The 26,975-nt window shown below is 55.9% G+C and carries 25 protein-coding genes and 1 pseudogene; 12 read left to right on the top strand and 14 right to left on the bottom strand.

What is annotated here, in order from left to right; all coding sequences use genetic code 11:
* The first annotated feature begins 88 nt into the window (after positions 1-88).
* On the top strand, positions 89-2,245 hold the full coding sequence (locus tag FNY10_RS08590) for an EAL domain-containing protein (protein ID WP_160704894.1): 2,157 nt from the start codon (positions 89-91) through the stop codon (positions 2,243-2,245).
* Between the two features lie 4 nt (positions 2,246-2,249).
* Here the strand turns inward: FNY10_RS08590 and FNY10_RS08585 are convergent, their stop codons facing one another.
* On the bottom strand, positions 2,250-3,059 hold the full coding sequence (locus tag FNY10_RS08585) for a trypsin-like serine peptidase (RefSeq protein ID WP_160704895.1): 810 nt from the start codon (positions 3,057-3,059) through the stop codon (positions 2,250-2,252).
* A 661-nt stretch (positions 3,060-3,720) separates the two neighbouring features.
* Positions 3,721-4,638, bottom strand: a complete 918-nt coding sequence (locus FNY10_RS08580; RefSeq protein ID WP_142255878.1) for a LysR substrate-binding domain-containing protein — start codon at positions 4,636-4,638, stop codon at positions 3,721-3,723.
* A gap of 118 nt (positions 4,639-4,756) precedes the next feature.
* Between FNY10_RS08580 and FNY10_RS08575 the strand changes: the two genes are divergently transcribed.
* Positions 4,757-5,365, top strand: coding sequence for a LysE family translocator (locus FNY10_RS08575; RefSeq protein ID WP_160704896.1), 609 nt, complete (start codon positions 4,757-4,759; stop codon positions 5,363-5,365).
* A 344-nt stretch (positions 5,366-5,709) separates the two neighbouring features.
* On the opposite strand, the gene asr is transcribed toward FNY10_RS08575, so the two are convergent.
* Both asr and FNY10_RS08565 read right to left on the bottom strand, forming a co-directional pair.
* Positions 5,710-6,240, bottom strand: coding sequence for an acid resistance repetitive basic protein Asr (gene asr / locus FNY10_RS08570; RefSeq protein WP_160704897.1), 531 nt, complete (start codon positions 6,238-6,240; stop codon positions 5,710-5,712).
* A 182-nt stretch (positions 6,241-6,422) separates the two neighbouring features.
* Positions 6,423-7,910 carry a carboxypeptidase M32 gene (locus tag FNY10_RS08565; protein WP_160704898.1) on the bottom strand — a complete coding sequence of 496 codons (1,488 nt, stop codon included), beginning with the start codon at positions 7,908-7,910 and terminating at the stop codon, positions 6,423-6,425.
* 271 nt (positions 7,911-8,181) lie between these two features.
* On the opposite strand from FNY10_RS08565, the gene FNY10_RS26845 reads away from it, so the two are divergent.
* Entirely contained in the window at positions 8,182-8,274 is a 93-nt protein-coding gene (locus tag FNY10_RS26845; protein WP_004862449.1) for a KPN_01571 family protein, read from the top strand.
* Between the two features lie 34 nt (positions 8,275-8,308).
* Here FNY10_RS26845 and FNY10_RS08560 read toward each other — a convergent pair whose 3' ends face one another.
* The gene (locus FNY10_RS08560) at positions 8,309-9,559 is read right to left on the bottom strand and encodes an MFS transporter (protein WP_131049607.1); all 1,251 of its coding nucleotides are present in this window, start codon (positions 9,557-9,559) and stop codon (positions 8,309-8,311) included.
* A 117-nt stretch (positions 9,560-9,676) separates the two neighbouring features.
* On the opposite strand from FNY10_RS08560, the gene FNY10_RS08555 reads away from it, so the two are divergent.
* The 3 genes from FNY10_RS08555 (at position 9,677) to bioD (ending at position 12,747) form a co-directional block, all read left to right on the top strand.
* Positions 9,677-10,579 (top strand): LysR family transcriptional regulator, encoded by a 903-nt coding sequence (locus FNY10_RS08555; RefSeq protein ID WP_131049606.1) that lies wholly within the window; start codon positions 9,677-9,679, stop codon positions 10,577-10,579.
* Between the two features lie 124 nt (positions 10,580-10,703).
* Positions 10,704-11,924: a sugar metabolism global transcriptional regulator Mlc gene (gene mlc / locus FNY10_RS08550; RefSeq protein ID WP_100683844.1), complete on the top strand. Its 1,221-nt coding sequence runs from the start codon at positions 10,704-10,706 to the stop codon at positions 11,922-11,924.
* A gap of 127 nt (positions 11,925-12,051) precedes the next feature.
* A complete protein-coding gene (gene bioD / locus FNY10_RS08545; RefSeq protein ID WP_142255880.1) occupies positions 12,052-12,747 on the top strand; it encodes a dethiobiotin synthase in 696 nt (231 codons plus the stop codon).
* Here the strand turns inward: bioD and clcB are convergent.
* The 5 genes from clcB to FNY10_RS08525 form a co-directional block, all read right to left on the bottom strand.
* The gene (clcB, locus tag FNY10_RS08540) at positions 12,700-13,995 is read right to left on the bottom strand and encodes a voltage-gated ClC-type chloride channel ClcB (protein ID WP_160704959.1); all 1,296 of its coding nucleotides are present in this window, start codon (positions 13,993-13,995) and stop codon (positions 12,700-12,702) included. The genes bioD and clcB overlap by 48 nt on opposite strands.
* 180 nt (positions 13,996-14,175) lie before the next feature.
* Positions 14,176-14,784, bottom strand: coding sequence for a Tat proofreading chaperone DmsD (gene dmsD / locus FNY10_RS08535; protein WP_160704899.1), 609 nt, complete (start codon positions 14,782-14,784; stop codon positions 14,176-14,178).
* 42 nt (positions 14,785-14,826) lie between these two features.
* Positions 14,827-14,916 (bottom strand): dimethyl sulfoxide reductase anchor subunit, encoded by a 90-nt coding sequence (locus FNY10_RS26840; protein ID WP_224742549.1) that lies wholly within the window; start codon positions 14,914-14,916, stop codon positions 14,827-14,829.
* 42 nt (positions 14,917-14,958) lie between these two features.
* Positions 14,959-17,409: a selenate/tellurate reductase subunit YnfE gene (ynfE, locus tag FNY10_RS08530; RefSeq protein WP_160704900.1), complete on the bottom strand. Its 2,451-nt coding sequence runs from the start codon at positions 17,407-17,409 to the stop codon at positions 14,959-14,961.
* Positions 17,410-17,553: 144 nt separating this feature from the next.
* Positions 17,554-17,817, bottom strand: a complete 264-nt coding sequence (locus FNY10_RS08525; protein WP_131049602.1) for a DUF1161 domain-containing protein — start codon at positions 17,815-17,817, stop codon at positions 17,554-17,556.
* Positions 17,818-17,952: 135 nt separating this feature from the next.
* Here FNY10_RS08525 and FNY10_RS08520 point away from each other — a divergent pair, with 135 nt between their 5' ends.
* Positions 17,953-18,630, top strand: a complete 678-nt coding sequence (locus tag FNY10_RS08520) for a YnfC family lipoprotein (protein ID WP_202395532.1) — start codon at positions 17,953-17,955, stop codon at positions 18,628-18,630.
* Here the strand turns inward: FNY10_RS08520 and speG are convergent.
* Positions 18,624-19,184 (bottom strand): spermidine N1-acetyltransferase, encoded by a 561-nt coding sequence (gene speG, locus FNY10_RS08515; protein ID WP_100683825.1) that lies wholly within the window; start codon positions 19,182-19,184, stop codon positions 18,624-18,626. The genes FNY10_RS08520 and speG overlap by 7 nt on opposite strands.
* Before the next feature lie 41 nt (positions 19,185-19,225).
* Positions 19,226-19,567 carry a DUF1283 family protein gene (locus tag FNY10_RS08510; protein WP_160704902.1) on the bottom strand — a complete coding sequence of 114 codons (342 nt, stop codon included), beginning with the start codon at positions 19,565-19,567 and terminating at the stop codon, positions 19,226-19,228.
* A gap of 152 nt (positions 19,568-19,719) precedes the next feature.
* Between FNY10_RS08510 and FNY10_RS26835 the strand changes: the two are divergent.
* The 5 genes and pseudogenes from FNY10_RS26835 to FNY10_RS08485 form a co-directional block, all read left to right on the top strand.
* Positions 19,720-19,806, top strand: a pseudogene (locus tag FNY10_RS26835) (hypothetical protein); the annotation flags it as partial.
* Positions 19,807-20,178: 372 nt separating this feature from the next.
* Complete coding sequence (locus FNY10_RS08500) at positions 20,179-21,192, top strand: Zn-dependent oxidoreductase (RefSeq protein WP_160704904.1); 1,014 nt, start codon at positions 20,179-20,181, stop codon at positions 21,190-21,192.
* A 49-nt stretch (positions 21,193-21,241) separates the two neighbouring features.
* The gene (locus FNY10_RS08495; protein WP_142255883.1) at positions 21,242-22,618 is read left to right on the top strand and encodes an MFS transporter; all 1,377 of its coding nucleotides are present in this window, start codon (positions 21,242-21,244) and stop codon (positions 22,616-22,618) included.
* Positions 22,619-22,832: 214 nt separating this feature from the next.
* Positions 22,833-24,296 carry a mannitol dehydrogenase family protein gene (locus FNY10_RS08490; RefSeq protein WP_100683820.1) on the top strand — a complete coding sequence of 488 codons (1,464 nt, stop codon included), beginning with the start codon at positions 22,833-22,835 and terminating at the stop codon, positions 24,294-24,296.
* A 337-nt stretch (positions 24,297-24,633) separates the two neighbouring features.
* Positions 24,634-25,065, top strand: a complete 432-nt coding sequence (locus tag FNY10_RS08485) for a universal stress protein (RefSeq protein WP_160704905.1) — start codon at positions 24,634-24,636, stop codon at positions 25,063-25,065.
* A gap of 57 nt (positions 25,066-25,122) precedes the next feature.
* On the opposite strand, the gene FNY10_RS08480 is transcribed toward FNY10_RS08485, so the two are convergent.
* Positions 25,123-25,809: a GntR family transcriptional regulator gene (locus tag FNY10_RS08480; RefSeq protein ID WP_032687529.1), complete on the bottom strand. Its 687-nt coding sequence runs from the start codon at positions 25,807-25,809 to the stop codon at positions 25,123-25,125.
* A gap of 92 nt (positions 25,810-25,901) precedes the next feature.
* A complete protein-coding gene (gene ydfG / locus FNY10_RS08475; protein ID WP_131050234.1) occupies positions 25,902-26,651 on the bottom strand; it encodes a bifunctional NADP-dependent 3-hydroxy acid dehydrogenase/3-hydroxypropionate dehydrogenase YdfG in 750 nt (249 codons plus the stop codon).
* Positions 26,652-26,975 lie beyond the last annotated feature (324 nt).

Genomic DNA, 26,975 nt, shown 5'->3' with positions numbered 1-26,975 from the left:
TTCCGCAGGCGGCAAAATTTGTTCTCTGTAGTATCATTTAAAAAAGTACTGGCGCTGCGTTTACCTTCAGCCGTGATGAGGACAAAGAATGGTTAATTTGCCTGGCTGGCGCAATCTTCCCTCGGCCAAAACGCTTTCGGTTATGATCTTCCTCGCCGGTATCGGGCTTATTGTTTCTGTTATTTCTTTAATCTATCTTTCCCAGCATCTGATTAGCATTAAAACAAATGAAATTGACCGACATCGCTCCGTTCTTTCCGTGGATGGCGCGGTGCAAACATCGGTCAACCGCGTCCTTTCGCTGGTACTGGATAACTCGATATGGGACGAGGCGGTGAAACAAACCTATGCCCCGATGCTGAATACCGGCTGGCTGTATGACTCCTGGGGCTCGGGCTTCAAAATCAACAATCTTTACGACGGCACCTTTGTGCTCGATCAGCATTATCGCGTGCTGTGGGGATCGTTTCGCAGCCAGTCCTTTAATGAAACCGACACCCGCTTTTTTGGCAGCGGTTTGCAATCGCTTATCGCCCGGAACGCTGAAGCATTGCGCAGCGGCAAAGGCGCCTACGCCGGTATTACCCGTACTCGTGAAGGCATTGCTTTTATCGGGATCGGGCTGATTCGCCCGACGCTGGGGCGCTTACAGGTGCATGATGATACCCGTCGCTACCTGGTGGTGACCCGGCATATCAATGCCGGGATGCTGCAAACGCTGGGGAATACCTTTCAGATTAACGGCCTGCATGAGACGCAGGGCAGCAGCGAATATAGCATTCCGCTGCGCACCCATGCCGGAGAGATCATCGGCTATCTCAGCTGGCAGCCGCGTCTGCCCGGTGCGGAAGCGGCGCACGCGGCGTCGAACAGTATCCGGCTTATCGCCATAGTGGCCGCCAGCCGGATCCTGCTGTTTATCCTCTTCAGCTGTCTCGGGCTGTACAAACTGTCGTGTGGCGAGAAGCTGGCGCGCAATATCGCGCTGACTGACTGGCTTAGCCAGTTGCCCAACCGGCGGGCGCTGATCGGCCGACTGAATCAGCAGTGCGAAGAGCCGCAGCAGGTGACCCAGTGCGTGGTGTTTATTGACCTCGACGGGTTTAAGGATGTCAACGATAACTACGGGCATGACGTTGGCGACGCGCTGATTGCTCATATTGCCCGCGCGCTACAGGAGCGGGTCCCGGGCGACGGCCTGCTGGCCCGTATGGGCGGCGATGAATTTGCCATGACCATCAGCGGAGAGCTGGCGGTGGATCAGGCATCGGCTTTTGCGTGGGCGGTACTGGAGATGCTGAAATCGCCGGTGAAGCTCAATGAGCGCAAAATTTACATCAGCGCCAGTATCGGCATTGCCAGCGGTTCTCCCGCGTCCTGTTCGAGCACCGAGTTGTTTCGCCGGGCCGATATTGCGATGTATCACTCGAAAAAATCGGGGAAAGGGCGCACCTCCTGGTATGACGAAACCCTCAACGATACCCGGCAGTACCAGCTGAATATCGAAAACGGCATTCGCCAGGGGCTGGAAAACGATGAGTTTGATGTCTGGTACCAGCCGATTGTGAACGCCGATACCCTGGAGATGGAGGGCGTCGAGGCGCTGCTGCGCTGGCCGCGCCGACCGGAAGGGCCGCTGCCGCCGGATGTCTTTATCGGCATTGCGGAAAGCAGCGGTCTGATTTATGCGCTGGGGCAGTTTGCGCTCTACCGGGCCTGCTGCGATCTCCAGCCCATCAGGGAATTGATGCTGTCGGTGAATATCTCGCCCGCACAGTTTCGTGACCCGGAGTTTGAAACGCGCGTCGTTCAGGTGCTCGCCCGCTGCCATTTTCCGGCTCGCCGGTTGCAAATTGAGGTGACCGAGAGCTATGTGATGGAAAACCCCGCTCGCGCCCTTGCGGCGATTGAAAATTTGAAAGCGCTGGGGGCGGCGGTTGCGCTGGATGATTTTGGCACTGGCTATTCCAGTATCGGCTATCTGCGCAGTTTTCGTTTCGATACGCTTAAGATTGATAAATCGCTGGCCGGGCTGGTGGATGTGGATGCCCAGGCCGCTGAACTGGTTCGCGGGACCGTACGCATCGCCAGCGCGCTGGGCATGACGGTGGTGGCCGAAGGGGTCGAGAATCAGCAGCAGCTGGCGCTGCTGCGACGGGCGGGATGCGATCGGTTGCAGGGTTTTTACTTCAGCGAACCGATGCCGATTAGCTCATTGTTACTGCTGCGCCAGCAGCAAGGCTGACCGTTTACTCGTTGGCCAGCGCTTCCAGCTTGTCACGAAAACCGGTCACCGAGATAGCCCGGTTATCCGCCCGCCAGCGATCTTTCGGGCCGGGAGCCGAACTCTGAACGGCAATGACCTGCCAGCCGGTATCGGTTTTTAACAGCAGCGGCGAACCGCTATCGCCGGGCAGCGTGTCGCACTGGTGCGACAGTACCGTGTTTTGCGCCCAGCCGGTCACAATACAGTCCTGATGGCTGTACAAATTATCCAGATGATCTTCCGGGTAGCCGGACTGAGTAACTTTTCTCTCAGACACCTTCAGCGCGGCGGTGAGAGCGGCTTTATCGCCGCTAAACAGCGGGATCGGCGTGATGCCGCCCGGCGCGTAGCGTAAAACGATCAAGCCAAAGTCCCAGGGCGCGGCGGCCGAGGGGACAATCCAGCCATCGCCATCGGCTTTGAGCCGTTTACCCAGCGACGGATCGACGCGACCTTCAATGCCGTGAATCTCATACACCCAGCCGCCCTTGCGGGAAATAAAGCGCAGCGCAACGGGTTTATCCGGCTTACCTTTTGGCGGCGTCAGCAGACAGTGACCGGCGGTCAGCGCCAGATGCGGTGAAATGAGGGTGGCGGTACACAGATTGCCACTGGCCGTTTCTAACTGACCAATGGCATCCCAGGGTTCCTCAGCCGGATTGTTGACCGGTTTGCGATCGTCATGACCGAAAAAAAGCGTCTTGATATCTTTCGCACTCATGCTGTCATCATCAGCGTGAGCAAACGGGGACAACAAACAAGAACACAGCAATAACAGTACGTCTTTACGCATATCACTCTCTGGGGAGAAATTATGTTTCTACATTGCATCCTTTCGCGTGCTTCACGCGGATGAAGCCGCCGGGATGATTTTGTGTATATTGACAGTAGCAGGAGATTTAAGTTTATGAAAGTTAAGAGTAATTTTAATCAAGGCCAACGGCGAACAAAATTAGCTCCAGACGGCTCTTTTTTGCGGAAGAATGAAGATAACTCAACCGGTTAGCGCGTCTCTCTCCGTGGCGTTATTTCCGCAGAAACCGCAGCGGGAAGCAACATAAATCGGGTTACGGAAAGTACCAAACCAGACGAAAATTAAGCAAGCGGGTCGCGCAAAGGGATCGGGAGTTTATTGCGCGGCCCGCGACGAAGGGCAGTAAAAACAGACATTTCTTCAGTTGAACATGCACTTCTTTACAGCATACTCAGTTGCTTTCAATGTGAAACATTTTCTCACCGCAAATATTGTTATTCCTCGCCTCCGTTGAGCAAACAGAGATGTTATCCCGGCGATGATATCAACTAATTCTTATTTCCGGTTTCGGGAGGATGTATGTCTAAAAAAGGTATTCGCGCGTTAGTTTATGTTTCTCTCGCGTCGGTTTTTATCTGGGGCGCAGCGGGATATCTGGTCGTGCAGGCTGTTCATGTCATGTAACCCGTCGGGGCCGACGTCACTCTGGCGCCTGGCCCCGACGGCTTAGTCCGTCCGGGAACGGCGCCGGGATATGCGCAAGTAAAAATTGATACAGCAGATCGACAGGCTGCGGATTGAGCGTGTGCTTTGGCCACACCAGATAATAGCCCTCGCCGGTTGCAACGGCTTGCGCAAACGGCAGCGCCAGCAGGCCGCTGCGAATGGCTTCCAGACTCAAAAAAAGATCGCCCACCGAGACGCCGTGCCCGCTCATGGCCGCCATGGTACCTTGTTCCAGACTATCAAAGACGATTCCCTGATTTATCCCGGTCTGCGCTGGCGTGTCGGCATGCTGTAGCCAGCGTCGCCAGTCGCGGCGATCGGTCGTTGGATGAATCAGCGGGCAGGATGATAAATCCTGGCGAGCGGCCTCGACCATCGCCGGGGCACAGACCGGAACCAGCCATTCGGCAAATAACAGCCCGTGGCAGGTCTCTTCGCCGAAATGACCATCGCCAAGCAAAATCGCGCAATCGTAAGGTTCGCGGGTGAAGTCGACGCTGTCTCTGTCCATCCACACGCTGCTCATCTCGATAACCGGCCGCGGATGCTGCTGGCGAAAGCGCTGCAACACATCCAGCAGCCAGCGCATGGTCAACGTCGACGGCGATTTCAGCCGCAGTTTGCCCGCCTGATGTCGCAAGGTCTGGCAGGCTCTGTCGATGGCGGCGAAGTTTTCCGCCAGCGCGCTGGCGAGCTGCCTTCCTGCGTCGGTGAGCGTCACTTTTGGCCCCTGACGGGTAAACAACTGGCAGTCGAACCAGGCCTCGAGCGTGCTGATATGACGGCTGACCGCCCCGGGAGTCACGTGCAGCGCCGCGGCGGCCGTGCTAAAGGAGCCAAGGCGGGCGGCGGTTTCAAAAGCGCGGAGGGCGTACAGCGGCGGCATCGACATATCGGTTAGTTTTCTATGTTGAGTAAAACTCACATTCAAACTCAGCCTTTGTCGTTTTTCAATCCTGAAATCTAAGTAGAAAATGCGCTGACCTGAAAAAAGAGAGTGAGTCAGTATCATGAACTATGCATTGATGGCGGGATACAGCATGACGGTGCTGGCGCTGATTGCGACACCGGGCCCGGTCGTGCTACTGGTGACCGGTTGCGCCGCCAGAGACGGGACTTCATCGGCACTGCGTACGATGATAGGCAGCAATCTCGCGTCGCTGGTGCTGATGGCCGTTGCGGCGGCTATGTTGACCGGCGCCGTGGCAATCCATCCCGATGTTCTGCTGCTGTTGGCGGCGCTGGGGTCCATCTATATTACGTGGCTTGCCCTGAGTATGTTGCGCGCACCGCACATAACGCCTGGCGCGGCGACCGCGCGAGGCGGTGTGTTGTCGGGGTTTGCCACTGCCCTGAGTAATCCCAAGGACATTCTGTTCTTTGTCGCGTTTTTCCCGCAGTTTATCCAGATAACCAGCGATGTCGGCCTGAGCCTTGGTCTGTTGAGCATTATCTGGGTGGTTATCGATCTTGCCGTTCTGTCGTTCTATATTCTCGCTATTCGTCGCTGGCTGGCCCCGACGTATACCTCTCGCTTAACGACAATTGCCGCCTGGTTTTTGCTGATCCTTGGGCTGTATGGCGTGGGATATCATTTCTGGCTGCGGGCAATCCGTTAGCCTTGCCCGCAGGAGGGGCAGCGGCCTGATTGGGTACCTGGAGCTCAAAACCAGCGCGTTGACGCGGTATTCACCGCGCAATCCAGGCAGTACGACAAGAGAAAACAATGTGGACGGCGGCGGGCGACGGCAACATGGGGAGACGCCGGGCCGGAGAGTCGCTGCGGGGAGTGATAAAGCGCCGCCCTGTTCAGTAGAGGAAAAAACGGGTAGCAATCAGCGCGCAGAGAATTAACAGGATCAGGATGAGCTCAAAACGATAGCGCCGCAGCATAAGTGCCCTCCAGAAAAAAAACGGCGCTGAAACAGCGCCGGTTTATGATTAACCTGATTTACCGGAAGAATTAAGCAGCCGGTTGTGCAGCAGGTTTAGCGGCGTGGTGTTTAGCAGCTTTGTGGTGTTTTTTCGCAGCCTGAGCTTTCTGTGCTACTGGTTTAGTTGCAGCTTTGTGGTGTTTTTTCGCAGCCTGAGCTTTCTGCGCTACTGGTTTGGTTGCAGCTTTGTGATGTTTTTTCGCAGCCTGAGCTTTCTGCGCTACTGGTTTAGCAGCAGCTTTGTGGTGTTTTTTCGCAGCCTGTGCTTTCTGCTCAGCGGCTGGTTTAGCAGCGGCTTTGTGGTGTTTTTTCGCAGCCTGGGCTTTCTGCTCAGCGGCTGGTTTAGCAGCGGCTTTGTGGTGTTTTTTCGCAGCCTGAGCTTTCTGTTCAGCGGCCGGTTTAGCAGCGGTTTTGTGCTCTTTCTTATGATGCACGGTTTTGGCAGTGGTGCTGTGAGTTGCAGCAGCCGGAGCCTGAGTGGTGCTTACTGCGTCAGCAGCGAAAGCAGCAGAAGACAGACCCATAGCAGCGGCAACGACCAGAGCTAATACTTTTTTCATTCTGATATCCTCGAAATTGTTTTTTCAGTGAACCCCACTGCGGGGCCGTTGAAAGAACTATATGCCTGTCTTTGCTGGCTTTCCGTGAGTGTTTGGTATCGGCATGTAACGATATGTACAACCGCTACTGAGACGAGGATAGTGCGCTGAGCGCCGGGAGAACCCCGGCGCGACGGGCGGGCTTACAGGTAGCGGGCGGTGAGATGCTGGCGGAAATAATCGCTGTTCAGATCTTCCCCGGTGGCGTTGATAATCAGCTGTGAGGTGCTGAACCGACTGCCGTGCTGCCAGATGTTCTGCTGTAGCCAGGCAAACAGCGCCGAGAAATCGCCGTTGGCGATGTTGGCCTCCAGCTGCGGCAACGCGCGCTTCGCGGCGGCCATCAGCTGCGCGGCGTACATGGCGCCGAGGGTATAAGAAGGGAAGTAGCCAAATCCGCCATCGGTCCAGTGAATGTCCTGCATACAGCCGTTACGATAATTACCGGTGGTGGAAAGGCCCAGCCAGCTGCGCATTTTCTCATCCCACAGCGCGGGAATATCATCCACCTCAATGTCGCCATCGATCAGCGCCCGTTCAATCTCGTAGCGCAGGATAACATGCGCCGGATAGCTGACCTCGTCAGCATCCACGCGGATATAACCCGGCTTGACGCGCTGGTTCCAGGCAATGAAATTTTCAGTGCTGAAGGCCGGCTGTTCGCCAAAACGCTGACGCACGGCAGGCAGCAGGCGTTTCAGGAAGGCATCGCTGCGCCCGAGCTGCATTTCGAAGAACAGACTTTGCGATTCGTGAATTGCCGTTGAGCGGGCCAGCGCCACCGGCTGATCGAGCCATTTACGCGGAAGGTTCTGCTCATAGCGCGCATGGCCGGTTTCGTGAATCACGCCGAACAGGGCGCTGAGCAGGTCCTCTTCGTTATAGCGGGTGGTGATGCGCACATCCTGCGGCACGCCGCCGCAGAACGGATGGGCGCTGATATCCAGACGTCCGCCATCGAAATCAAAGCCCAAAATGCGCATCGCTTCCAGCCCCAGTTCACGCTGTTCAGCAATCGGGAACGGGCCCTGCGGGGCAACCGGCGGGCGCAGGGACTGTTTTTCGACGACGCTGGCCAGCAGGGTCGGCAGCCAGGATTTGAGATCGGCAAACAAAACGTCAAGCCGCGCGCTGGTCATATCCGGTTCAAAAATATCCAGCAGGGCGTCGTAGCGGGAGCCGCCTTTCGCCCCGGCGCGAATCGCCGCTTCTTCACGACTCAGCTTGACCACCTCACGCAGGTTTTCGGCGAAACCTTCCCAGTCGTTCGCCGGACGCTGGTTGCGCCAGGCATGTTCGCAGCGGCTGCCCGCCAGTGATTTGGCCTCAACCAGACTTTCCGGCAGCAGTGCCGCCTGTTCGTACTGGCGGGTCATTTCGCGCAGATTAGCCTGTTCGACGTCATTCAGGTTTTCCTGACGTGCGTTGCGCAGCGCTTCAGCCACGCTTTTATCCGTCAGGATTTGATGTTGCAGCACGCCCAGTTCCGCCAGCGCCTCTCCTCGCGCGGCGCTGCCGCCTGGCGGCATCATGGCGAACATATCCCAGCCGGCGATAGCGCCGAGATGCGAGAAGCGAGAGATACGCTGGAAAGTGCGGGTAAGTTGCTGATAGTTTTTGTTTTCAGTCATATTTAGTTTGGCCTGTTGCGAGTGAACGAAAGGCGTTGCCCGTTGACCTCTACACTATCCTGATCCGCACTAATCTTCCATACGAGACGTAAGGCGCGGCCATGCCGCTGGGCCCGGCGCACGCGGGGGGCGTGACGGACGATTGCGCCCGTTTTTCCATCCGGGCGCAGGCAGGATCGAAATATTGTCATATTGCTGTGGTCAGAATAGCGGATTCTTTTTGAACAGCGGCTAAACTTATGCAAGCGCAGGCCGTAGTCAGGGAGTCATTATGAATCCGTTCACTATGCTGTTTATTGCACTGCTGTCTATCGATGCCGTCAGAGAGCTATTGGGTGCTTCGTCGGTACTGGGCATGTGGTGAAAGACGTGGCCGATGAAGGCCACGTGCAGAGAGATTATTGCAGACGTTTGTGCAGGCAAACGCCAGTCAGCAGTGCTGCCATTAGCATCAGCGCGATAAAGCTGCCCACGCCGTTCCAGCCATAGTTATGCCAGAATACCCCGCCTAATGTCCCCGCAATACTGGAACCGAGATAGTAGCTGAACAGGTACAGCGACGAGGCCTGGCCGCGGGCGCGGCGCGCACGAGGACCAATCCAGCTGCTGGCGACCGAGTGGGCGGCAAAGAAACCGGCGGAGAACAGTAGCATGCCCGCAAATATCAGCCACAGCGATGAGAACAGGGTCAGCATCAGCCCGGCCAGCATCACGGCGATAAAGGCGAGCATCACCGGGCCGCGGCCATAGCGCGCGGTCATCGCTCCGGCCTTTGGTGAACTCCAGGTCCCGGTCAGATAAGCGACGGAGAGCAGGCCAACCACCGCCTGGCTCAGCGACCAGGGCGACATCATCAGACGATAGCCGATGTAGTTGAACAGGGTGACAAACGAGCCCATCAGCAGGAACCCTTCGAGGAACAGCAGCGGCAGCCCGCGATCGCGCCAGTGCAGGCGCAGGTTAATCAGCAGGGTTTTAGGACGCAGTGAACTCGGGCGGAAGTGCCGCGACTCCGGGAGGATTCGCCAGAACATAATCGCCGAGGCCAGCGCAAAGCAGCTGATCACCGCCAGCGCCACGCGCCAGCCGAAAAAGTCGGTGAAAACCCCGGTCAGCAGACGACCGCTCATTCCGCCAATCGAGTTGCCGCTGATATACAGCCCCATGGAAAAGGCGACGACGCTGGGGTGGATCTCCTCACTCAGATAGGTCATACCGACCGCCGCCACGCCGCTTAACGACAGGCCAATCAGCGCCCGCATAATCAAAATGCCGTGCCAGCTCGACATCATCGTAGACAGTAAAGAACAGCATGAGGCCAGCACCAGCGCGGTCACCATCACCTGTTTACGGCCGATAGCGTCCGAAAGCGGGCCGGTAAACAGCAGGCCAACGGCGAGCATCGCGGTGGAAATCGACAGCGAAACGCTACTGCTGGCGGGAGTCACGCCAAATTCGGCCGAGAGTACCGGCAGAATCGGCTGGACGCAGTAGAGCAGGGCGAAGGTGGCCAGACCGGCGGAGAAGAGGGCGAGAGTGACCCGCATAAACTGAGGGGTACCGCGTTTAATAAACTGATTTGGCTGGGATATAACATTGTCGCTGACCTCGCTTGCCGGCACGGTGTCAACGGTAGTTGTACGACTCACGGAACAATCCTTGCTGAGAACACAGAGTTAGGGAACATCACAGATCACATTTTAAGGGTATGAAAATGTAAATATTCTGTCTAATATATTAATAATCTCAAATAAGACGTTTTAAATATGAATATCGAGCTGCGTCATCTGCGCTACTTTATTGCCGTCGCCGAAGAGCTCCATTTTGGCCGCGCGGCGGCACGGCTGAACATCTCACAGCCGCCGTTAAGCCAGCAGATCCAGATACTTGAACAACAGATTGCCGCGCGCCTCTTCGCCCGAACCAACCGCAGCGTGAGCCTGACGGCGGCGGGGCGACAGTTTCTTGCCGACAGCCGGCACATCCTCAGCCTGGTCGACGATGCGGCGGCGCGCGCCAGCCGTCTGCACCACGGTGAAACCGGGGAACTGCACATCGGCTTTACCTCCTCCGCGCCGTTTATCAAGGCGGTGTCCGATACGCTCTCCACCTTTCGTCGGCGCTATCCCGATGTGCATATTCAGACCCGGGAAACCAATACCCGCGAGCAGATTGTGCCGCTGAATGAAGGCGCCCTCGATCTGGGGCTGATGCGCAATACGCAGCTGCCGGAGACGCTGGTCTGGGAGCGGGTGCTGCGTGAACCGCTGCTGGCGATGGTGCCGAGCGACCATCCCCTGGCGCGTCAGCAGGCGGTAAGCCTGGTGGAACTGGCCCGCGAACCGTTTGTCTTTTTTGATCCGCACGTCGGAACCGGGCTGTATGACGACATTCTGGGGCTGATGCGGCGCTATGGTCAGACGCCGACGATCGCCCAGGAGGTCGGCGAGGCGATGACGATTATTGGTCTGGTGGCTTCCGGACTGGGGGTATCGATATTACCGGCGTCGTTTAAGCGGGTGCAGCTCAACGAAATGCGCTGGCTGCCGATCAAAGAACAGGATGCCGTTTCGGAAATGTGGCTGGTATGGTCGAAGCATCATGAACAGAGCCAGGCGGCGCAGCGCTTTCGGCAATACCTGCTTGCTGCCGCTGCGCTGAATAATTAAGACTAAAAACAGTCAAAAATGTGCGGTAAATCACAAGGCTAAGTAAAAATTTGACGAGTGCTACCCAAGTGCTTCACCATAGCTAAAAGTTTATTTCGAAGCGCGAAAATAAAGGGAGTCAATGGTGGTAGCGGACAGTCAGCCAGGCCATATCGATCAAATAAAGCAGACCAACGCAGGAGCGGTATATCGCCTGATTGATCAGCTTGGCCCGGTGTCGCGCATCGACCTCTCCCGTTTTGCGCAACTGGCGCCGGCCAGCATTACTAAAATCGTGCGTGAAATGCTTGAAGCGCATCTGGTTCAGGAGACGGAAATTCAGGAGCCGGGGAGCCGCGGGCGTCCCGCCGTGGGTCTGATGGTCGAGACCGAGGCCTGGCACTATCTCTCCGTGCGAATCAGCCGCGGTGAAATTCACCTTGCGCTGCGCGATCTCAGCAGCAAGCTGGTGGTCGAGGAGCAGCTCGGGCTGGCGCTTGAGCACCCGCAGCCGTTCCTGACGCGCGTGGTTGCGCATATCGATCAATTCTTTATCCGCCATCAAAAGAAACTGGAGCGTCTGACCGCCATCGCCGTCACTTTGCCGGGCATCATTGATACCGAAAACGGCGTGATTCACCGGATGCCATTTTATGACGAGGTCAAAGATCTGCCGCTTGGCGAGGTTCTGGCGAACCACACCGGCGTCTCGGTCTATATTCAGCACGATATCAGCGCCTGGACGATGGCGGAGTCGCTGTTTGGCGCATCCCGCGGGGCGCGCGATGTTATTCAGGTGGTGATTGATCATAACGTCGGCGCCGGGGTGATCACCGATGGTCGCTTGCTGCATGCGGGCAGCAGCAGCCTGGTTGAGATCGGCCACACCCAGGTCGATCCCTACGGCAAGCGATGCTACTGCGGCAACCACGGTTGTCTGGAAACTATCGCCAGCGTCGAAAGCGTGCTGGAGCTGGCCCAGGTGCGAATGGCGAAATCAATGAGTTCGATGCTGCATCAGCAGCCGTTGAGCGTGGAGTGGCTGTGTCAGGCGGCGCTGCAGGGCGATCTGCTGGCGCGGGATATTATTAGCGGCGTCGGCCAGCACGTCGGGCGGATTCTGGCAATCATGGTGAATCTGTTCAACCCGCAAAAAATCCTTATCGGCTCGCCGTTTAGTCTGGCGGCCGATATTTTATTCCCTGCCATTTCAGATTGTATTCGCCAACAATCCCTGCCTGCCTACAGTCGGCATATTAGCGTTGAAAGCACGCAGTTCTCTAACCGTGGAACGATGGCCGGCGCCGCGCTGGTGAAGGACGCCCTCTATAACGGATCTCTGCTTATTCGACTGTTACAGGGTTAACATTTTTTCATAGTCACACCAAAAATTGCGCTATCTCAAGCCGGTATCCGGCGGCCTGGCGTAGACTTTTCCCACAGTTTATTCCTTCTCTTCTGTATAACTCGTCAACATAACTGTGGGGTTAATGATGTTTAAGCGTTTCTTTATAACAGGTACTGACACCTCTGTCGGGAAGACAGTGGTTTCTCGTGCGCTGTTGCAGGCACTTGCTGCCAGCGGCAAAAGCGTCGCGGGATACAAGCCTGTGGCGAAGGGTAGCAAAGAGACGCCGGACGGATTGCGTAACAAAGATGCGCTGATTTTACAAAGCGTGTCGTCGCTGGCGTTACCGTATGATGCTGTCAATCCCATAGCATTAAGCGAAGATGAAAGCAGCGTGGCACACAGCTGTCCGATCAACTACGGGCTGCTGTCGGATGGTCTCCAGCGTCTGGGCGGGCAGGTCGATCATGTGGTGGTTGAGGGGACCGGCGGCTGGCGAAGCCTGATGAACGATCTGCGTCCTCTTTCAGAGTGGGTGGTGCAGGAGCAGCTTCCGGTGGTGATGGTCGTCGGCATTCAGGAGGGCTGTATCAACCATGCTCTGCTGACCGCGCAGGCCATTGCCAACGACGGTCTGCCGATGATTGGCTGGGTGGCAAACCGGATTAATCCGGGTTTAGCGCATTACGCGGAAATCATCGAGGTGCTGAGCAAAAAGCTGCCCGGGCCGCTGATTGGCGAGCTTCCTTACCTGCCGCGCGCTGAACAGCGGGAGCTGAGCCAGTATATTGACCTAACCATGCTCGGCGACGTGATGGCGGTAGATAGAGTCCTGGCGTAACGTCCGGGAGAGCACCGATGCCAGCACGCTGGCAATCAATAAGCCGGGCAGTAATACGTACTGCCCGGTCATTTCACAAATCATCAGGGTCGACATAATCGGCGCATGCGTCGTGGCCGCCAGAAAGGCCGCCATTCCGGTCAGACCAATCATAATCGCCAGCCCTTGATCGTGGTGCAGCCACAGTCCGCTGAAGCTGGCAAACAGCATGCCCATCGCCAGACCGACGAACAGCGTCGGGGTAAACACGCCGCCCGGTGCGCCGGATCCGCTGCTGGCCAAAACTGCGAGCAGTTTGCACACAAAGACCACTGCGATGGCGCTAAACAGCGGCGGTGACTGCAGATAATGCTGTACCGTGCTGTAACCGTTGCCCCATACCGCAGGCGTGATCAGCGACAGCAGGCCGACAATGATCCCGCCGAGCGCCAGTTGCCACGGCGGCGAGAGATGCAGGCGCAAAAAGCAGCGGTGGCTGTAGCTCATCATCGCGATAAACAGCGGCCCGCATAGCCCGGCCAGCAGCCCGGTAGCCAGCATCAGCGCGTAGTGGAGAGCGGTCAGCGTCTCGTGAAACGCCACCTGATACAGCGGCGACGCGCCGCCGTTGATCAACTGCGTGAGCAGCAGGGCGATAACCGCGGAGATGACCACCGGGCCCAGTGACGCAAGCATCAGCGTGCCAAATAAAATTTCGGCAATAAACAAACTGCCGGCCAGCGGCGCATGATAGGCGCTGGCCATCCCGGCGGCGGCCCCGCAGGCGACCCACAGTTTCCATTCCGCTTTTGGCGTGAAGCGGCGGGCGAACAGCGACGCGGCCAGCGCGGCCAGCAGAATCATCGCGCCTTCGCGACCAATCGCGCTGCCGGTGGTCACCACCAATAACGAGGCCAGAGATTTGATCAGGCTGGCCGGGGTATCAAACTGACCGTCTCCGCTATCCAGCGCTTCCATATAGTCGGTGGGCGCATGCGGGCGCTGGCGGGTTCGGTATTGCCAGAGCCACAGCAGCGCGCCGGCTGCCAGCCCGCCAGCGGCCGGCGTGAGCAGACGTCGCCAGCCGGGTAGCCCCTCGGCGGCATTGACCAGACTGCCACTATGATCGTGCAGAAACAGTCCTTCCAGTATCCCCATCGCCCAATGAAACAGCGCAACGGCCAGCGCCGCCAGCATACCGACCAGGGTTGCAATCAGCAGGCGACGAAACATGACCTGAACATCAGGATAATTATGCAGACGATGCATCATTGGTTACGGTCATTAGCAGGAAACATAGACTTATTGTGATGGGAAATAAGCTTAGACGCAAAAGATATAAATGCCTGAGCAGCGAAACTGCGAGGAGATAAGAACGCTGAAATGAATACCGGCTGCGTGACGTTGTCACTAAGAATGCCATGCCCGTTTCCCGGCATGGCGATGCGTTTAGCGATACAGCGGCTTGTCGGCGACGGCAATCGGAAGCTGGCGCTGCCACTCGGCGAGCGTCGCCTGCGTCAGCTCTGCGAGGGATTGATAAAAGGGGTGTCCGGCCCCGGCGATAAACACCGCAAGGAACCGGCCGGACCAGGGGAGCAGGTGCCAGGCGAGCAGCTGCGAAAACGCCTCCTCCTGCCCGGACTCGCACAGCCAGGCGGCGAGCAGCAGGAGCGTGCCAAAATGGTCTTCCGGCTCCTGGCTTTGCGCCGCGTGAGCAATCCCGTTCGCTCGCATCCACTCCCGCAATGCCAGAGTGGAGTCGCCGAACAGCACATTCTCTTTATCCAGCCACACCGAACCCCACGGCGGGGCGGGCAGCGCCCAGGGACCGATAAACAGGCGTTGCCAGGCCTGAGGGAGCGCTTCATCGCTGGCGGCGGCGAACCCGGCCACCAGCGATTCGGCCAGCGGAAAAGGCCATTGCGCCTGCCAGCTGCCGTCTCGCAGAGCCGCTACCAGCGGCGCGGCCTGCGCGCTGTCCGGGGAAAATGAAAACAGGGCGCCCAGCGTGCGGGCGCTCAACGCGACGGCGTCGCGGTAGTGAACTTGCATCATGTACTCTTCCTTACGGCGGCGGGACGGTGCCACGCCTGAATATTAACCAGCCATCGGGCGCCGCTGGCGATTATTGCATTGCCCGAGCACTGTGAACAGCGCCAGCGGCCATTCATGCCATCCATTACCCATGGGCTCCTTCCTTGCCTGTGGTCAGACATTGAACCTGGAAGATCATGACGCCGCGTCCTGCACCCTGGCGATGTCAACGAGGTTGGTATGCTGTGGATTGCCTTTTGCCAGCGGTGAAGGCCGCTGGGTGGTCAGGGTATTAATGCAGGCGCCACGATCGATGCGGTCGCCGTCCATACTGGCGTCATGCCATGCTCCCTGACCCATGGCCGCGACGCCGGGCATGATGCGCGGCGTGACTTTCGCCGCAATCCGCAGTTCGCCGCGCGAGTTGAAGACGCGCACCAGATCGCCGTTTTTAATGCCGCGCGGCCTGGCATCAAGCGGATTGATCCACACCTCCTGGCGACAGGCGGCCTGTAGCACATCGATGTTGCCGTAGCTGGAGTGGGTTCGGGCCTTGTAGTGAAAACCGAAAAGCTGCAGCGGGAACTGGTCGCGCAGCGGGTCATCCCAGCCTTCGAAAGTGGAGGCGTAAATGGGTAACGGGCTGATGGTTTCATCTTTTTGCAACTGCCAACGGGCGGCAATATCCGCCAGCTGGCTGGAGTAAATCTCAATTTTGCCGGAAGGGGTTTTTAACGGGTGCGCGAGCGGGTCTTCACGAAAATTGCGATAGGCGACAAAATGGCCGTCCGGATCTTTCCGCTTGTAAATGCCCATTTCTTTCAGCGCTTCGTAGCCGGGCAGCGCGGGATCGCGGGCCAACATTTTGGCGTACAGATACTGCAGCCACTGCTCCTGAGTGCGACCTTCGGTAAAACGTTGATAAATATCGTCGCCGAGGCGTTTGGCCACTTCGCTGAGGATCCAGTAGATCGGTTTGCGCTCGAATTTCGCCGTGGTCGCGGGCTGAATAAAAATCAGGTAGCCCATGTTCCCGGCATAGTCGTTAGGGATAATGTCTTCCTGTTCGACGGTCATCAGGTCCGGCAGCAGAATGTCGGCATACTTCGCCGAAGAGGTCATAAAGTTTTCAATCACCACGATCATCTCGCATTTTTTCTCGTCCTCGAGAATTTCGTGGGTTTTGTTGATATCGGAATGCTGGTTGACGAGAGTATTGCCGGCATAGTTCCAGATAAACTTAATCGGCACATCCAGCTTCTCCTTGCCTCTGACGCCGTCACGCAGCGCGGTCATCTCCGGGCCGCGCGCGATGGCGTCGGTCCAGCTAAAGCAGGAGATGGCGGTTTTGACCGGATTGACCAGTACCGGCAGGCGCTCAATGGTCAGGGTATAGGTCGATTCGCGCGCGCCGCTGTTGCCGCCGTTAATGCCGACGTTTCCGGTCAGAATCGGCAGCATGGCAATCGCCCGCGAAGCCAGTTCCCCGTTAGCCTGACGCTGCGGTCCCCATCCCTGGCAAATACAGGCGGGTCGGGTGGTGCCAATTTCCCGGGCCAGTTTAATGATTCGGTCGACGGGAATCCCGGTGATACGCGATGCCCACTGCGGCGTTTTGGCGGTGCCGTCCTCGCCGTGGCCGAGAATGTAGGCTTTGTAGTGACTATTGGGCGGGGCGCCGGCGGGAAGGGTTTTTTCGTCGTAGCCGACGCAGTAGTTATCGAGGAACGGCAGATCGACCAGATTCTCGTTAATCAGTACCCAGGCGATACCGGCCACCAGCGCGGCATCGGTGCCCGGACGAATAGGGATCCATTCATCTTCCCGCCCGGCGGCGGTATCGGTGTAGCGCGGATCAATGACAATCATCCGCGCGTTGGAGCGTTCGCGGGCCTGCTCCAGATACCAGGTGATGCCGCCGCCGCTCATGCGGGTTTCCGCCGGATTATTGCCGAACATCACCACCAGTTTGCTGTTTTCGATATCCGAGGTGCTGTTGCCCTCGTTGCTGCCGTAGGTGTAGGGCATGGCGCAGGCAATCTGGGCGGTACTGTAGGTGCCGTACTGATTCAGCGACCCGCCGTAGCAGTTCATCAGGCGCGGGACCGGCGAGGCCGATGGCGAGGAACGGGTGATATTACCGCCGACGATCCCCGATGAGTAGTTAATGTAAACCGCCTCGTTGCCGTAGTCTTTCACCACTCTTTGCAGATTGCTGGCGATGGTATCCAGCGCTTCTTCCCAGCTGATGCGCTCAAACTTGCCTTCGCCGCGTTTGCCGACGCGTTTCATCGGGTAATTCAGGCGATCCGGGTGATTGATCCGTCGGCGAATGGAACGGCCGCGCAGGCAGGCGCGTACCTGATGGTCGCCATAATTATCCATCCCGGTGTTATCCGTCTCTACCCAGGTGACTTCATTATCGCGCACGTGCAGACGCAGCGCGCAGCGACTGCCGCAGTTTACCGAACAGGCGCCCCAGACGATGCGTTCTTCGCTCTGCGTCGCCTGCTGAACGTCCGCCGCAGCGGAACGCAGACTGAAAGGAAGCGAGAGTCCACCGGCGGCAAGCGCCAGTGAGCCTATCGCAGACGATTTAATTAACGTGCGTCGGCTGACGCCGCCAGAATGTTCCTGACTGGACATGGCTCACCCCATCGTTGTCGTGCTGCTGAAAGATTGCCGGTAGCATTTTCCGGTGTATGGGTGAGCAATCATACCCAGAGTGGGGTAGAAGGATATTATCCCTGGTCAACTCAGGGATAATATCCTTCGAATGAAAATAACAGGTTAACGGGCGTCGCTGTCTGAGTCGGCGGTGCGGGTATAGGTAATCTTAAAGGTATCGTTAGCACAGTGGCCGACCACCTGGGCGCCTGGCTGATCGGGTTGATCGTTGGGTACAATCGCTAACGTAAAGCCTGCGGCCGGCACGCCGTTGTTGACGATCTTTTGCTGAATATCGTTCTTCACGCGTTCGCAGGAATCGGGAGCGGCCAGCGCCGGGGCGGAACCTAGCAGCAGGGCGACGCATAGCCAGAGAGAGCGTTTCATCATAGACTCCTTAATAACGTTATCCAGATCTAAGCATAGCAGAACTGGTGTAAACAATTGTATTTGCTAATATGATTGCAATATGCACAAAAGGGATCCGGCGTGAAAAAACGGTTATTGCTGATATCGGCGGTGATGGTGCTCGGCGCCTGCGATGCGCAGAAGTCGCCTGAAGCGTTTACGCCGGAAATGGCGAGTTTTTCCAATGAGTTCGAGTTCGATCCGCTGCGCGGTCCGGTGAAAGATTTTAGCCAGACCCTGTTTGACGAACACGACGAGGTGGTAAAACGGGTGAGTGCCAGCCTGTCCAGGGAGGGCTGTTTCGATCTGCTGGCGCTGGAAGACCGGGAAAATAATACCGGCGCGACGCTGATGCTGGATGCCAACTTCTATCTTGACGCCCACACCCGCGAGAAACGCCTGCGCCTGCAGGGAAAATGTCAGCTCGCGGAGCTGCCGTCGGCAGGCATCACCTGGGAAACGGACGATAACGGTTTTGTGGTGGCCGCGCGTGGCAAAGAGACGACCGCCACCTACCAGTATGACCGCGAGGGCTATCCGACCGGTAAAACCACCGTGGCGAAAAACGAGCGTTTTACGGTGGTCTCCACGCCGGCGAGGGATCCGCGTAAAAAGCTGGATTACACGGCGACCAGCACCTTCAACGATCGTCAGCTGGGAAATGTGCGTCAAACCTGCGATTACGATAGCCACGATAACCCGGTTGATTGCCAGCTGCAGGTTATCGATGAAAGCGTTCAGCCGCCGTTAACCCGTCTTTATACCATCAAAAACAGTATCGAATACTACTGAGCCGTGGGCTTCAGCAGCGACTGTCCCTGGGTGCGGTGTTCGGTAATATACTGGTGCTGGAACAGGCACATACGAATGGTATTGCGATATTCGCCGTTGATAAAAAATTCATGAATCAGCTCCCCCTCGACCATAAAACCAAGTTTGCGGTAGATGTGAATGGCTTTTTCATTTTCGCTGTCGACGATGAGATACAGTTTATACAGATTGAGAACGGTAAAACCGTAGTCCATCGCCAGCTTCGCCGCGCGTGTCGCCAGACCTTTGCCCTGATAATCCGGTGAAATGATGATTTGAAATTCGGCCCGACGATGGACATGGTTGATCTCGACCAGTTCCACCAGCCCGGCTTTTTCACCATTACATTCGATAACAAACCGGCGTTCGCTCTGATCGTGAATGTGTTTATCATACAGGTCGGAGAGCTCGACAAAAGCCTCGTAGGGCTCTTCAAACCAGTAGCGCATTACGCTGGCATTATTATCGAGCTGGTGGACAAAACGTAAGTCTTCACGCTCGAGCGGACGAAGTTTGATGGAATAAGCGTCAGTCATGGCTGTTCCTGTCGATAAAAGCTAACTATCGCGCCGACGAATTAAGGCGTAATGGCGCGGCCGGTTCGGCGGTCGAGGCAGCGCAGGGTGTTCGGTTCCCAGTACGCGTTGACGTTCGCACTTTTCTGGCAGTTATCCTGCGCATCAAAAGCGACGTCAGCCTTGTCCCACTCTTTTTCGACGCGGGTGTTGACCTTATGACGCAAAGAGCGGGTGTCGTTCCACTGCTCTTTTTCCATGGCGGCCTGCTGGCGGCTTTGCGCGCTATCGCCGGATTCAATCACCAGCTTGCTGGTTTGCGCGAACGACGATGCGCTAAAGAGTACGGCGCTCAGCGCCAGCATTGCTGTCAGGCACCAGCGTGTGTTCTGTGTCGTTTTCATCACGATTTCCTTTGAGTGATAAGGGGGAAACCCCTGGAATCTACAGACAGTTTACTACATCTCTTTTCGTCGGCATACCCGACAAAAGAGTACGGGAGAGCAGGATTATTGCCTGAAATGGGCCGACAACCCGCTCTCTTTACATGTCTTTAATGTTTAAAACAACGCGACTTTTCTTCGCCACCGCGCTCGGTGAAATGCCCGGATGCTATTTATCCTGGCTCTGGTTAAAACGCGGCGGGAAGACGGTTGGCGACGATGCGTCGGCGTCCTGTTAATCCCGCCGGGTTATTGCGGGCTGCGTTCCTTTCACCGTCTACGCTTTATGCCGCCTCCCAGCGTTCGGTGCCTCTTACTCATGTCGACGTAAGAGTGTGACAGAACTCGTCTTTTTTTAATTTCATACTTGTATGGTAGTAGGTCTGATGCTTTAATTTTGATCGGTTGTTGGCGGTTTGCTGCACAGTGAGACCTGTGGACAACGGCTATACGCCTCCGGGAGAAAACCGGGGCTTTGATGACAAGCGGGTCGCGAAATCCCGTATGAACCAGTCTGTTTGCCTGTGGCCAGACTGGACGTGAGGACTTGTGGAACGGGTAAGGAGAGAAATGTGAAAAGTATTGTGATTCGTCAGCCTGATGACCTGGTAGTCGAAGAACGCGCGCGGCCGGAACCTGCGGCAGGAGAAGTGCGGGTAAAAGTTCAGCTGGCGGGGATTTGCGGTTCGGACAGCCATATCTACCGCGGGCATAATCCTTTTGCTAAATACCCGCGCGTTATAGGCCATGAATTCTACGGCATCATTGACGCCGTTGGCGAGGGGGTGACGGACAGGAAGGTCGGCCAGCGGGTGAGCGTTGATCCGGTGATTAGCTGTGGTCATTGCTACCCTTGCTCAGTGGGCAAACCCAATGTATGTACTTCTCTGGTGGTGCTTGGTGTCCACCGGGATGGCGGTTTTAGCGAGTATGCGGTTGTGCCCGCTCAAAATTGCTGGATAGTGCCGGACGCGGTACCTGACCGGCACGCGGTCATGGTTGAGCCTTTCACCATCGCCGCCAACGTGACCGGGCAGGTTAAACCGACGACTCAGGACATCGCGCTGGTATTTGGTGCCGGGCCGATGGGCTTAACTACGATTCAGGTGTTGAAGCGGGTCTATCGGGTTAAGCAAGTGATTGTGGCTGACCAGATCGAGGAACGCCTGCAAATGGCGAAACGAAATGGTGCCGACTGGACTATCAACAACGCTGAAGTGTCATTGGCTGACAGCCTGCAGGATAAAGGCATCAAACCGACGTTGATTATTGATGCGGCGTGCCACCCCTCAATTTTTCAACAAGCCGTCACGCTGGCTTCTCCGGCGGCCAGAATTGTCCTGATGGGATTCTCAACCGAACCTTCTCAGGTTGCCCAACAGGGGATTACCGGTAAAGAGCTGTCTATATTCTCATCGCGGCTGAATGCGCATAAATTCCCCGTTGTCCTGGCGTGGTTAGAGCAAGGATTAATTGATCCGGAAGCGCTCATTACTCATGTTTTTGAATATCAAAATATTATTGATGCTATCGACATTTTTGAAAAAGACAGAAAGAGCTGTTGTAAGGTTTTATTGACCTTTTGACTCTAATAATAAATGCAGTCTCGATTTCTAACAATTAGAGAAAATAATGATGACTACAGTAAATAATGAGAGAACAACGACCGATCTCATCCGTGCGGCTGTGTCTGGGTGGTTAGGGACCGCACTGGAATTCATGGATTTTCAACTTTATTCTTTAGGGGCCGCGCTGGTTTTTCATGAAATATTTTTTCCTGAGCAATCAGCCGCCATGGCGCTCATTCTGGCGATGGGGACATATGGCGCGGGATATATCGCGCGAATAGTCGGTGCCTTTATTTTTGGCCGGATGGGGGACAAGATCGGACGGAAAAAAGTTCTCTTTATCACGATTACTATGATGGGCATTTGTACCACCCTGATTGGGGTGCTACCTACCTATGCGCAGGTTGGCATTTTTGCGCCAGTGTTGCTGGTGACGTTACGTATTATCCAGGGGCTGGGCGCCGGGGCTGAAATCTCCGGAGCAGGTACCATGCTGGCTGAGTATGCGCCAAAGGGGAAACGCGGCATCATTTCGTCGCTGGTGGCCATGGGCACCAACTGCGGTACCCTGAGCGCAACGGCTATCTGGGCGGTCATGTTTTTCCTTCTTGATCGTCAAGAGCTGGTGGCATGGGGATGGCGAATCCCGTTCCTTGCCAGCGCAGTAGTGATGGTATTCGCTATCTGGCTGCGTCTGAATCTTAAAGAAAGCCCGGTATTTGAACAGGTCAACGAGGGGAGTACCCAGCAAAATAGCGCTGTGGAGCAGGATAATACCTTTGGTGCGATGCTGAAAAGTAAATCCTTCTGGCTGGCAACCGGGTTACGCTTCGGTCAGGCGGGTAATTCAGGCTTATTGCAAACGTTCCTGGCCGGTTATCTGGTACAGACCTTATTATTTGATAAAGCTATTCCAACCGATGCTTTAATGATTAGTTCCGGGATCGGATTTATCACCATCCCTTTCCTCGGGTGGTTGTCGGATAAAATGGGTCGCCGGGTACCTTATATTATCGTGAATATCACGGCTATTTTACTGGCCTATCCGATGATCTCGATTATTGTTGATAAGAGCTACAGCGCTGGCGCCATTATGGCATCGTTAATTGTCATCCATAATATTGCCGTGCTGGGCCTGTTCGCGCTTGAAAATATCACCATGGCGGAAATTTTCGGCTCGCGTAACCGTTTTACGCGAATGGCGATTTCAAAAGAAACCGGTGGATTAGTCGCCGTCGGTTTTGGTCCGCTGCTGGCCGGTATTTTCTGTAACATGACGGACTCATGGTGGCCGATTGTGGCGATGCTGATTTGTTACTCGGTCATTGGTTTGCTCTCCGCTCTGCTCATGCCCGAAGTGCGGGACCGCGATCTGAGCTTGCTGGACGATGCGGCGGACGCCACTCCTCAGCATCGCGCGGTGAGAAGCGGTCAGTTAACCTGAGCCGTTGACAGATCGAGGTATGCTGGCCGGGTGCGGAACCCGGCTTTTTATTTCCTTTACTCACGCGTCATGAAACAGACGGTGAATGACGCGCTCTTCTTGTATGGTAGTTGACAGAAATCAAGGATGTTATACCAATTGCATGAGATGGTTTATCTCACAGAGGCATTCTCCTCGAGAATGGTTGATCGGTAATCATAAAATGAGAGTCACCATGGAAAACACGCTTTTAACAGCCAAGGCAACGCTTCCTTCCTACAATCGCGGCAAACTGGTTTCGCGGATTGTCCATCTGGGGTTTGGCGCATTCCATCGCGCGCATCAGGCGGTCTATGCCGATATTCTGGCGGCAGAACAGGGCAGCGATTGGGGCTACACCGAAGTTAACCTGATTGGCGGCGAGCAGCAGATTGCCGATCTGCAGCAACAGGATCTGCTGTATACCGTTGCCGAAATGTCGGCGGACGCCTGGACTGCCCGCGTGGTCGGCGTGGTGAAACAAGCGATGCATGCTGAGGTCGACGGCCTGGAAAGCGTGCTGGCGAAGATGTGTGAGCCTCAGGTGGCGATTGTATCGCTGACGATTACCGAAAAAGGCTATTGCCACTCGCCATCCACCGGTGAAATACAGCTCGATCACCCGTTGATTGCTGCGGATATCGTCAATCCGCACCAGCCGAAATCTGCGCCGGGGGTGATTGTTGAAGCCCTTGCGCGGCGCAAAGCCGCAGGCTTACCGGCATTCAGCGTGATGTCCTGCGATAATATGCCGGAGAACGGCCACGTAACGCGTAATGTTGTTTGCGCCCTCGCGCGGGCAATTGACCGCGATCTCGCCGACTGGATTGCGCAACAGGTGACTTTCCCGTCGACGATGGTTGACCGCATTGTACCGGCGGTGACGGCCGACACGCTGGATAAAATTGAGCAGTTGACCGGCGTGCGCGATCCGGCGGGCGTCGCCTGCGAGCCGTTCCGTCAGTGGGTTATTGAGGACAACTTTGTGGCGGGTCGCCCGGCGTGGGAACAAGCGGGGGCTGAACTGGTCGCGGATGTGGTGCCGTTTGAAGAGATGAAGCTGCGTATGCTCAACGGCAGCCACTCCTTCCTTGCCTATCTGGGATATCTCGCCGGTTATCAGCATATCAATGACTGTATGCAGGACCCGAATTACCGTCGCGCGGCGCGCACCTTAATGCTGAGCGAACAGGCGCCGACGCTGAAGGTCCAGGGCGTTAATCTGGAACATTACGCCGGGCTTCTTATCGACCGCTACAGCAACCCGGCGCTGAAGCACCGCACCTGGCAGATTGCGATGGACGGCAGCCAGAAACTGCCGCAACGGATGCTGGATTCCGTGCGCTGGCATCTCGCGCAGCACACCGACTTCAGCCTGCTGGCGATGGGGATTGCGGGCTGGATGTGCTATGTCGGCGGCGTGGATGAGCAGGGGCAGGCGATTGAGATCTGCGATCCGCTGCTGCCGGTCATTCAGCAGGCAGTCCAGAGCAGCGTTGAGGGGCCGGAACGAGTAAAAGCGTTGCTGGGCATCGAAGCTATCTTTGGTCGCGATTTGCCGCAGAACGGTCGTTTTGTCGATGCTATCACTAATGCCTGGCTGTCGTTGAAAGAGCGGGGCGCGAAAGCGACCGTCGCCGCCTGGGCTCAGACGCACTAACGTCAGCGGGCCCAATCGACCTGGCGGGCGCCAGGGCGGTTTGTTAAAAATTAAGACACCTATCCGGGTGTCTTAATTTTTTGTGCAATCAGCGAACGTTAACCTTGAGGTTGAACGTTTTCTCAGGCGCTAAAAATAGTCATTCAGGATATTTATATAAATATTGATCGAGGACATTGAATATACATATCTTTAGCTATCCAGAGTTAACTATATATAATTGATATTTATTTTAACGAATATGCCGGTTCTCAGGCTTATTATCAGTGTGGGACTGAAAATAAATATGTCATGATGTGCGCAGTGAAATTAAGTGCCTCGGAAAAAGGAGCCGAATATGTACAAGAAAATTCTCTTGCCTGTCGATGTCTTTGAAATGGATTTGAGTGATAAAGCGATACGTCATGCTGAGTTCCTGGCCGCGGCTGAAGAGGGCGAAATTACGTTATTAAACGTATTGCCGAACAGCAGTCGTTCGATTTTACGCGGGTTCGCTGCGGATATTCGGAAATTCGAAACCTTTATGCAAGCGGAATCAGAAAAGAAAATGCAGACGCTGTCCCGTCTGTTCTCGATTCCCGCGGCGCGCATTCATACCCGGGTCGTATTTGGCAACGTGCGCGATGAAATACTGGCCATCGGGACAGCCGACGAGTTCGACGTGATTGTTGTCGGCTCACGCACGCCGGGCCTTTCCACCCATCTTCTTGGTTCGAACGCCGAGTCTATCCTGCGCTACGCAAAAATACCGGTGCTGGTTGTCCGCTAGCGTATTGATCTATCAGGGCGGCAGGATTGCTGATGATTTGACTGCCGCCAGAATCATTTACTCTTCGCTAAACCAGTCGCGATTTTCCTGACGAATTAATAATACCGATTCACTGATTTCATGCAGGTGAATATTCATCGCGGTGCCTACCGCATCCGCATCGCGATTCTCCAGGGCCTGGAAAATTTGATGGTGCTGGCGCAACAGCATTTCCGGTGGCGTAATATGATCGAGGCTCATGTAGCGGACCCGGTCAATGGTCGCTTTAATATTCTCGACGGTATCCCACGCCAGTTGACAGTCGGCAATCAGCGACAGTTTTTGGTGAAATTCATCATCCAGCTGGAAAAAATCATTTAATTGCTGACGCTCAACGGCAATACGCTGCTGGTTAAGGTTTTGCTCAAGCTGATAGATTTGTTCGGCGGTGATCATCCCGGCGGCGCGGCGCACCACGGCGCATTCGATAGCCTGGCGAACGAAACATCCGTTGCGTACCTGGGAAAGTGAGATCTTATTAACGTAGCTGCCGCGCTGCGGGCGAATTTGAATAAGGCCATTCTCCGCCAGTTTGATAAAGGCCTCTCGCACCGGTTGGCGGGAAACGCTAAAGCGCACAGACACTTCTTTCTCAGACAGCGGGGTACCCGGCGGAATCAAACAATGAACGATGTCATGACGAAGGATACGATAAATTTGCTGGTTTACAGGCTGTGTCGGATTAAGTTGCAATTCTGCGGCCATTGATGGTTACTTTTATTGGGGGATATGCGCTATTTTACGCGTTATTTGTCCGTTCGCCCATACCCGACCGCAAAGCGGCCGGGTTGCGAGGATTAGCCTGCGCGATGGACGTTCAGACCGGCAAAGCTTTGGCTGACCGGCATCATTTCCAGCGTGTTGATATTGACGTGCGCAGGCAGGTTGGCGACCCACCATACCGCTTCGGTCACATCTTCCGCGGTTAACGCCTGGGTATTCTCGTAGGCTTTGCCCGCTTTGGCATCATCACCTTTAAAGCGCACGTTCGAGAACTCAGTACCGCCGACCAGGCCGGGTTCCACATCGGTGACACGAATGGCGGTGCCGTGTAGATCGGTACGCAGGTTCAGACTGAACTGGCGGACAAATGCTTTGGTCGCGCCATAGACATTGCCGCCGGAATAGGGCCAGCTGCCGGCGGTGGATCCGATATTAATAATATGTCCGCGGTTACGCTCAACCATACCCGGCAGTACGGCACGGGTCATATAGACCAGCCCTTTGTTATTGGTGTCGATCATATCTTCCCAGTCTTCGACGCTGGCTTTATGCGCCGGCTCGAGGCCCAGCGCCAGACCGGCGTTATTGACCAGCACATCGATGGCCTGCCATTCGGCCGGCAGCCCGGCCATCATCTCTTCAATCGCGGCACGATTACGTACGTCCAGCTGCGCCGTGTAGAGATTGTCGCCCAGCTCATCCTGCAATGTTTTCAGGCGTTCTTCACGACGCCCGGTGGCGATCACCTTGTGACCATTCGCGATAAAACGGCGAGTCATGCTTTCGCCAAAACCTGCTGTTGCCCCGGTAATCAGAATAATCATCATCGCTCCTGTCAATGTTCTCATCATGCCCCAGGCGTTTCATGTCGGGGCTTTCCATACCGTCTTGCTTCATATTTTTCGCTGAAATTGTTCTTCGACGTGTCGCAGCGCCCCAAAGGGCACCAGGCCGGAGAAAAAAATTACGCAATGACGATAAGCGCGTGACAAGCACTGTAGCGACAAAAGAAAAGAGAGTCTACATCCGTGGAGCAAGCAATACGTTTCCAAAACAGGTAATTGCGATGGCGAGCGCGGGAAAAATGCCTCTCAGCCGGAAGAAAAATCACCGCCTTACGAGGTGGACGTTCGGCCGCTTTTCCCCCT

Origin of the sequence: Klebsiella sp. Lac1 (genome assembly GCF_009825425.1) — a bacterium.
GTDB lineage: Bacteria > Pseudomonadota > Gammaproteobacteria > Enterobacterales > Enterobacteriaceae > Klebsiella > Klebsiella electrica.
The sequence above is the reverse complement of the archived record's forward strand: the minus strand, read 5'-3'. Positions and strand labels throughout refer to the sequence as shown.

Bases quoted from the DNA above. Each gene is read 5' to 3' on its own strand.
- FNY10_RS08590 (WP_160704894.1), top strand. From the start codon at position 89: ATGGTTAATTTGCCTGGCTGGCGCAATCTTCCCTCGGCCAAAACGCTT.
- FNY10_RS08585 (WP_160704895.1), bottom strand. From the start codon at position 3,059: ATGCGTAAAGACGTACTGTTATTGCTGTGTTCTTGTTTGTTGTCCCCG.
- FNY10_RS08580 (WP_142255878.1), bottom strand. From the start codon at position 4,638: ATGTCGATGCCGCCGCTGTACGCCCTCCGCGCTTTTGAAACCGCCGCC.
- FNY10_RS08575 (WP_160704896.1), top strand. From the start codon at position 4,757: ATGAACTATGCATTGATGGCGGGATACAGCATGACGGTGCTGGCGCTG.
- asr (WP_160704897.1), bottom strand. From the start codon at position 6,240: ATGAAAAAAGTATTAGCTCTGGTCGTTGCCGCTGCTATGGGTCTGTCT.
- FNY10_RS08565 (WP_160704898.1), bottom strand. From the start codon at position 7,910: ATGACTGAAAACAAAAACTATCAGCAACTTACCCGCACTTTCCAGCGT.
- FNY10_RS26845 (WP_004862449.1), top strand. From the start codon at position 8,182: ATGAATCCGTTCACTATGCTGTTTATTGCACTGCTGTCTATCGATGCC.
- FNY10_RS08555 (WP_131049606.1), top strand. From the start codon at position 9,677: ATGAATATCGAGCTGCGTCATCTGCGCTACTTTATTGCCGTCGCCGAA.
- bioD (WP_142255880.1), top strand. From the start codon at position 12,052: ATGTTTAAGCGTTTCTTTATAACAGGTACTGACACCTCTGTCGGGAAG.
- clcB (WP_160704959.1), bottom strand. From the start codon at position 13,995: ATGCATCGTCTGCATAATTATCCTGATGTTCAGGTCATGTTTCGTCGC.
- dmsD (WP_160704899.1), bottom strand. From the start codon at position 14,784: ATGATGCAAGTTCACTACCGCGACGCCGTCGCGTTGAGCGCCCGCACG.
- FNY10_RS26840 (WP_224742549.1), bottom strand. From the start codon at position 14,916: ATGGGTAATGGATGGCATGAATGGCCGCTGGCGCTGTTCACAGTGCTC.
- ynfE (WP_160704900.1), bottom strand. From the start codon at position 17,409: ATGTCCAGTCAGGAACATTCTGGCGGCGTCAGCCGACGCACGTTAATT.
- FNY10_RS08525 (WP_131049602.1), bottom strand. From the start codon at position 17,817: ATGAAACGCTCTCTCTGGCTATGCGTCGCCCTGCTGCTAGGTTCCGCC.
- FNY10_RS08520 (WP_202395532.1), top strand. From the start codon at position 17,953: ATGGTGCTCGGCGCCTGCGATGCGCAGAAGTCGCCTGAAGCGTTTACG.
- speG (WP_100683825.1), bottom strand. From the start codon at position 19,184: ATGACTGACGCTTATTCCATCAAACTTCGTCCGCTCGAGCGTGAAGAC.
- FNY10_RS08510 (WP_160704902.1), bottom strand. From the start codon at position 19,567: ATGAAAACGACACAGAACACACGCTGGTGCCTGACAGCAATGCTGGCG.
- FNY10_RS08495 (WP_142255883.1), top strand. From the start codon at position 21,242: ATGACTACAGTAAATAATGAGAGAACAACGACCGATCTCATCCGTGCG.
- FNY10_RS08490 (WP_100683820.1), top strand. From the start codon at position 22,833: ATGGAAAACACGCTTTTAACAGCCAAGGCAACGCTTCCTTCCTACAAT.
- FNY10_RS08485 (WP_160704905.1), top strand. From the start codon at position 24,634: ATGTACAAGAAAATTCTCTTGCCTGTCGATGTCTTTGAAATGGATTTG.
- FNY10_RS08480 (WP_032687529.1), bottom strand. From the start codon at position 25,809: ATGGCCGCAGAATTGCAACTTAATCCGACACAGCCTGTAAACCAGCAA.
- ydfG (WP_131050234.1), bottom strand. From the start codon at position 26,651: ATGATTATTCTGATTACCGGGGCAACAGCAGGTTTTGGCGAAAGCATG.